The 6,224-nt window shown below is 61.6% G+C and carries 7 protein-coding genes; 5 read left to right on the forward strand and 2 right to left on the reverse strand.

Annotated elements, in window-relative coordinates:
- Window positions 1-33: 33 nt before the first annotated feature.
- A complete protein-coding gene (locus HX786_RS01580; RefSeq protein WP_178911647.1) occupies window positions 34-1,440 on the forward strand; it encodes an amino acid permease in 1,407 nt (468 codons plus the stop codon).
- Here HX786_RS01580 and HX786_RS01585 read toward each other — a convergent pair.
- The gene (locus HX786_RS01585; protein WP_178911648.1) at window positions 1,386-2,282 is read right to left on the reverse strand and encodes a LysR substrate-binding domain-containing protein; all 897 of its coding nucleotides are present in this window, start codon (window positions 2,280-2,282) and stop codon (window positions 1,386-1,388) included. The two genes, HX786_RS01580 and HX786_RS01585, sit on opposite strands and share 55 nt — an antisense overlap.
- A gap of 190 nt (window positions 2,283-2,472) precedes the next feature.
- Between HX786_RS01585 and HX786_RS01590 the strand changes: the two genes are divergently transcribed.
- From HX786_RS01590 to HX786_RS01605, 4 genes are all read left to right on the forward strand, one after another.
- The gene (locus HX786_RS01590; protein ID WP_177009239.1) at window positions 2,473-3,237 is read left to right on the forward strand and encodes a sulfite exporter TauE/SafE family protein; all 765 of its coding nucleotides are present in this window, start codon (window positions 2,473-2,475) and stop codon (window positions 3,235-3,237) included.
- Between the two features lie 117 nt (window positions 3,238-3,354).
- The gene (locus tag HX786_RS01595; RefSeq protein ID WP_008436691.1) at window positions 3,355-3,945 is read left to right on the forward strand and encodes an NAD(P)H-dependent oxidoreductase; all 591 of its coding nucleotides are present in this window, start codon (window positions 3,355-3,357) and stop codon (window positions 3,943-3,945) included.
- Between the two features lie 41 nt (window positions 3,946-3,986).
- Complete coding sequence (locus HX786_RS01600; RefSeq protein ID WP_017478506.1) at window positions 3,987-4,883, forward strand: LysR family transcriptional regulator; 897 nt, start codon at window positions 3,987-3,989, stop codon at window positions 4,881-4,883.
- A gap of 104 nt (window positions 4,884-4,987) precedes the next feature.
- Entirely contained in the window at window positions 4,988-5,881 is an 894-nt protein-coding gene (locus HX786_RS01605; protein WP_178911649.1) for an NAD-dependent epimerase/dehydratase family protein, read from the forward strand.
- 128 nt (window positions 5,882-6,009) lie between these two features.
- Here HX786_RS01605 and HX786_RS01610 read toward each other — a convergent pair.
- Window positions 6,010-6,224, reverse strand: a 215-nt coding sequence (locus HX786_RS01610; RefSeq protein ID WP_178911650.1) for a helix-turn-helix transcriptional regulator, incomplete at its 5' end; no start/stop codon positions are given.

Below are 6,224 nucleotides of genomic sequence, written 5' to 3' on the forward strand. Positions count from 1 at the left end.
CAGTGCAATCACAATAATAAAGGGGCACGCCACGTGACCACGCCAGACCAAGGCTTTGCCGAAATCACCAATCGCGAACTGGGCCTCAGGCGCCAGCTCACTTCCGGCCAGATGAGCATGATCGCCATCGGTGGCGCCATCGGCACCGGGCTGTTCATGGGCAGCGCCTACGCCATCGGCTATGCCGGGCCCAGCGTGCTGGTGAGCTATGCCATCGGCGCGCTGATCACTTTGCTGTTGATGGGCTGCCTGGCGGAGATGACCGTGGCGCATTCCACCTCGGGCTCGTTCGGCGCGTATGCGGAGTTTTACGTCAGCCCGCTGGCCGGTTTCCTGGTGCGCTATGCGTACTGGGCGGCGATTGTGCTGGCGGTGGGCGCCGAGGTCACGGCGGTGGCGATGTACATGAAGTACTGGTTTGCCAACGTGCCTGAATGGGTGTGGATCGTCTCGTTTTCCAGCGTGCTGATCGTACTCAACGCCATCAGCGTCAAGACCTTCGGCAACTTCGAGTACTGGTTCTCCACGATCAAGATCAGCGCCATCGTTGGCTTCATCATCCTCGCGATGTACGTGGTGTTCGGCTCCGGCAATCCGGATTACGGCGTGCAGAACTACACGGCCCACGGCGGCTTTTTCCCGAACGGGTTGAGCGGCATGTGGATCGCGGTGATCGTCTCGATCTTCAGTTACCTGAGCGTGGAAATGATCGCGGTGGCCGCCGGTGAAGCGGCCGACCCGGAGCAGGCGGTGAAAAAAGCCTTCCGCGCGACCATCGTACGGCTGGTGGTGTTCTACCTGCTGACCCTGGCGCTGATGTTGGCCATCGTGCCGTGGAACCAGGCTGGCCACGCCCAGAGCCCGTTCGTCACGGTGATGCAGACCATCGGCATTCCCGGCGCCACCGGGGTGATGAACTTCGTGATCCTGATCGCTGCGTTGTCGGCGATGAACAGCCAGCTCTACATCACCACCCGCATGATGTTCAGCCTGTCCCGCGCCGGTTTTGCGCCCAAGTCCATGGGCGCCTTGAGCAAGAGCGGGATCCCGTTGAACGCCTTGTTGCTGTCCAGCTCGGGCATTGCCCTGGCGACCCTGCTGAACGTGGTGTACCCGGAAAGCTCGTTCACCCTGATGATGGCGATCTCGATGTTTGGCGCGATCTTCACCTGGTTCATGATCTTCCTCACGCACCTGTTTTTCCGCCGCTACCGCAAGCGTCACGGCGGGGCGAAGCTGTCGTTCCAGCTGGCGCTGTTTCCCTACAGCACACTGCTGGGCCTGGTGCTGATGGGCGCGGTGATGATCACCACGTTCTTCACCGATGCATTCAAGATGACGCTGGTGTTCGGGGTGCCGTTCCTGCTGATTCTGTCGGCGGTGTACTACGTATTCTTCCGCAAGGGCGCGGCCAAGGCATCGAACAAGGCTTTGGCATAACCCGGCAATTGCTCGAACTCGCGGGCGCATAACAGCAGTTTGCGACAGGCCCAATCCTCGCTCAAGGGTTGGGCCTTGAAGCGCCGCTCCAACGGCCAGCGTTCCAGCGCGGCCAGGGGCACGATCCCCAGCCCGGCGCCCCGGGCGACCATGCGAATCAGCCCGTCAAACCCATCTGCACGGATGCGTATCTGCAAGCGAAAGCCTGCGTGCAATGCCTGTTCCTCCAGGTACACCGCCAGCGCGCTGTCGGCGGCCAGGCCCACGTAGTCGTGCTGCAAGCTGTCGATAAAACTCACGGTGCGCCCGGCCAGCGGGTGATCCAGCGGCATGATCAGCACCAGCGGGTCGTCGCGAAAGGGCAGGGTTTGCAGGCCGTGGGTGTCCACCGCATCGGAAATGATCCCCAGGTCTGCCGCGCCCTGGCGCAAGGCGTGGGTGATGCGCAGGCTTGGCAGTTCCTGCAGGTCGATGTCGAGGTTGGGGTGCTCGTGCAGAAAGTCCGCCAACAGTTCCGGCAGGTATTCGCTCAGGGCGGTGGTGTTGCACAGCAGGCGCACCTGGCCCTTGACGCCGTTGGCGTATTCCGCGAGGTCTTGCTGCAGGTGATCGGCTTGCTGCAACAGCAGGCGGGCGTGACGGGCGAGGGCTTTACCCGCAGCAGTCGGGGTGACGCCACGGCGGCCACGTTCAAGAAACTCGATGCCCAGGGAGGCTTCCATCGCCCGGATCCGTGCACTCGCCGCCGCCAGGGACAAATGGCTGCGGCTGGCGCCGGCGGTGATATTGCCGGTGTCGAGGATGTGCAGGTACAGGCGCAGGTCGATCAGGTCAAAGTGCATGGGCTGGGGATCTCAGTGTCTGGACGGGCCTCTTCGCGAGCAAGCCCGCTCCCACATTTAGATCTGTGAACCCTTTCAAAATGTGGGAGCGGGCTTGCTCGCGAAGAGGCCATCTGCCTCATGCAAAACAAGAGGCTGCCTCAGTATAAGGCGAATTTTCAGACATCACCCAAACCTGCAAAATCGACCCATGAATACCTTACTCGCGTTCTACCAAAACCTCGGCCCGGCCCTGACATTGCTGGTGGTCGGCACCTTTCTGCTGGCCGGTACGGTCAAGGGCGTCATCGGCCTGGGCCTGCCTACCGTCGCCATGGGCATGCTCGGCCTGGCTATGTTGCCGGCGCAGGCTGCGGCGTTGCTGATCATCCCGTCCACCGTCACCAACCTCTGGCAACTGGCCTTCGGCGGTCACCTGAGCGCGTTGATCAAACGCCTGTGGCCGATGCTCCTGCTGATTTTCCTCGGCACCGGGCTGGGCTCGGTGTGGCTGGGCATGGATGGCGGGCATTGGGTAGTGCGGGCGTTGGGCGGCGCGCTGCTGGTGTATGCCTTGAGCGGGCTGTTGCTGCCGACGTTCAAGGTCAGCCCGGCCACCGAGCGTTGGCTGGGCCCGCTGTGCGGCGTGCTGACCGGGGTGATCACCTCGGCCACCGGGGTGTTTGTGATACCGGCGGTGCCGTATCTGCAAGCGTTGGGCTTGAACCGCGATCAGCTGGTGCAGGCGTTGGGGCTGTCGTTCACCGTGTCGACCCTGGCGCTGGCAGCCGGGCTGTTCTGGCGTGGGAGCCTGGGCGGCGGCGAATTGAACGCCTCGTTGCTGGCGCTGGTTCCCGCGCTGCTCGGGATGTGGCTGGGCCAGGCCCTGCGCCAGCGCATCAGTGCCGTGCTGTTCAAGCGGGTGTTCTTTATCGGCATGGCCGCGCTGGGAGGTCATCTGCTGATCAGTGGTTAACAATATGCCGTTGATTCGTGCGCCTTGATCAAATGTATTTTGCCGCCGGGACGCTTATTCCAAAGGACAGACCTCGTTACCCTGCCTTCAGACATTTTTAATCTTTAGGCACCCCCTATGAAAAAAGTACTCCTGCTCAACGGCGGTAAGAAATTCGCCCATTCCGACGGTCGCTACAACAGCACCCTGCATGAAGCCGCCCTGGCGGTACTGGACCGTGGCGGCATCGACGTCAAGGAAACCCACATCGACGCCGGCTACGACGTGGCCGAAGAAGTCGCCAAATTCCTCTGGGCCGACGTGATCATCTACCAGATGCCCGGCTGGTGGATGGGCGCTCCGTGGATCGTCAAGAAGTACATCGATGAAGTCTTCACCGAAGGCCACGGCAGCCTGTACGCCAGCGACGGCCGCACCCGCTCCGACTCGTCGCAGAAATACGGCAGCGGCGGCCTGATCCAGGGCAAGCAATACATGCTGTCCCTGACCTGGAACGCTCCCCAGCAAGCGTTCGACGACCCCACCGACTTCTTCGAAGCCAAGGGCGTGGACGCGGTGTATTTCCCGTTCCACAAGGCCAACGAGTTCCTTGGCATGACCGGCCTGCCGACCTTCCTCTGCGTGGACGTGATGAAACGCCCGGCCATCGAAGCCGACGTGGCGCGTTATGAACAGCATCTGGCACAGGTGTTTAACCTGAGTCTGTAATGCGGCTAGTATCCGTGCAGCCGCTATAAAGAGGATTCACGTTGAAAGCCCGATCCGATGAGCTACAGATCTTCGTCTGCGTGATTGAATGCGGGTCGATTTCCGCCGCAGCCGAGCAGGTCGGGCAGACGCCGTCGGCGGTCAGCCGCACCTTGTCGCGCCTGGAAGCCAAGCTCGACACCACCCTGATCAACCGCACCACCCGGCGCATGGACCTGACCGAAGAGGGCAAGTATTTCTTCGAGCGGGCCAAGGTGATCCTCGAGCAGATGGACGACCTGGAAGAACGCCTGTCGTCGCGCCAGCAAACCCCATCGGGGCGCCTGCGGATCAACGCGGCGTCGCCGTTCATGCTGCATGCGATCGTGCCGTACATCGCCGAGTTTCGTGGCCTGTACCCGGATATCCAGCTGGAACTGAACAGCAACGACCTGATCATCGACCTGCTGGAGCAGAGCACCGACATCGCGATCCGTATCGGTGCCCTGGCCGACTCGACGTTGCACGCCCGCTCACTGGGTTGCAGCCCGCTGCATATCCTCGCCAGCCCGGCTTACCTGAAACAGCACGGTACGCCCACCACCGTTGCCGAACTGGCCGAACACACGTTGCTCGGCTTCACCCAGACCGAAACCCTCAACCACTGGCCGTTGCGCCATGTGCACGGCGATCGCTGGCAAATCCAGCCCGGTGTCGCCGCTTCCAGCGGTGAAACCTTGCGCCAGCTGGCGCTGGAAGGGCAGGGCATCACCTGTCTATCGGACTTCATGACCGCCCAGGACATCAAGACCGGGCGCCTGATACCGGTGCTGGCCGAGTTCAACAGCGGCTATCGTCAACCGATCAACGCGGTGTACTACCGCAACTCGCAATTGGCCTTGCGCATCCAGTGCTTCCTGGACTTTATCCAGGGCAAGCTGGCCAGCTACGCCAGCTGATTCGTGACCTCTGCGCAAGATTGAATTGGGCAATACGGACTTATTCGGAATGGATAGGTCCGCAATACTGAGTCCATCAATTACTCACGCAGGGAGACACCTCCATGAACGTATTCATTACCGGCGCTGCCGGTTTTATCGGCGGTTCCATCGCCACTGGCCTGGTCAAGGCCGGCCATAACGTCACCGGCCTGGTGCGCAGCACCGAACAGGCTGCGGAAATGACGGCACTGGGTATCACGCCGGTGATCGGTACGCTGGATGACAGCGCGCTGTTGACCGAGCAGGCGAAGAAAGCTGACGCGGTGATCAACGCCGCCAGCAGCGACCATCGCGGCGCCGTGGAAACCTTGCTGGCCGCGTTGCGCGGCTCCAACAAAACCTTCCTGCACACCAGCGGTTCGAGCATCGTCGGCGATGCGTCGGGCGGTAAGTCCAGCGATGTCATCTACTTTGAAGACAACCTGCCGGAGCCGACCGTCGACAAGGCCGCTCGCGTGGCCATCGACAATCTGATCCTGGCTGCCGCCAAAGATGGCGTGAACTCGGCAGTGATCTGCAACACCCTGATCTACGGTCACAGCCTGGGCGTCAAGCGCGACAGCGTGCAGTTGCCACGCTTGCTCAAGCAGGCACGCAAAAGCGGTGTAGTGCGGCATGTGGGCACCGGGCAGAACATCTGGTCCAACGTGCACATTGAAGACGTGGTTGCGTTGTACCTGCTGGCCCTGGAAAAGAATGTGCCGGGCACTTTCTACTTTGTGGAGAGTGGCGAAGCGGCGTTTGTCGACATGACCACCGCGATTGCCGAAGCGCTGAAGCTGGGTGAACCACAGGATTGGCCATTGGCGGATGCCGAGGCCGAGTGGGGTTATGAAATGGCCAACTATGGCCTGGGCTCCAACAGCCGGGTGCGCGGCAAGCATGCGCGGGAATTGCTGGGATGGGCGCCGAAGCGGACTTCTGTAGTTGAGTGGATTCGCAACGAGATGGTGTGATGTTCGCTTGAGACCGAGGCTAGCCCTTTCGCGAGCAAGCCCGCTCCCACATTTGACCGAGTTCCAACTTTGGAATGCGGTCAAATGTGGGAGCGGGCTTGCTCGCGAAGCAGCCGCCGCAACTCCAGCTACCTCAACCCATCCCGAAACTGCCCCGGCGTGATCCCGGTCCAGCGCTTGAACGCCCGGTTGAAGCTGCTGGTATCGGCAAACCCCAGCAAATGACTGATCTCCGCCAGCGAACACTCGGGGTCCCGCAGATGCAGCAGCGCGAGGTTCTCCCGGCATTCGTTCAGCAGCGCATCAAACCGGCAGCCCTCATCCGCCAGATGCCGCTGCAAGC

The organism is Pseudomonas sp. 21615526, from assembly GCF_013386245.1.
Classification (GTDB): domain Bacteria; phylum Pseudomonadota; class Gammaproteobacteria; order Pseudomonadales; family Pseudomonadaceae; genus Aquipseudomonas.

Bases quoted from the DNA above. Each gene is read 5' to 3' on its own strand.
- HX786_RS01595 (WP_008436691.1), top strand. From the start codon at position 3,355: ATGAAAAAAGTACTCCTGCTCAACGGCGGTAAGAAATTCGCCCATTCC.
- HX786_RS01605 (WP_178911649.1), top strand. From the start codon at position 4,988: ATGAACGTATTCATTACCGGCGCTGCCGGTTTTATCGGCGGTTCCATC.
- HX786_RS01585 (WP_178911648.1), bottom strand. From the start codon at position 2,282: ATGCACTTTGACCTGATCGACCTGCGCCTGTACCTGCACATCCTCGAC.
- HX786_RS01590 (WP_177009239.1), top strand. From the start codon at position 2,473: ATGAATACCTTACTCGCGTTCTACCAAAACCTCGGCCCGGCCCTGACA.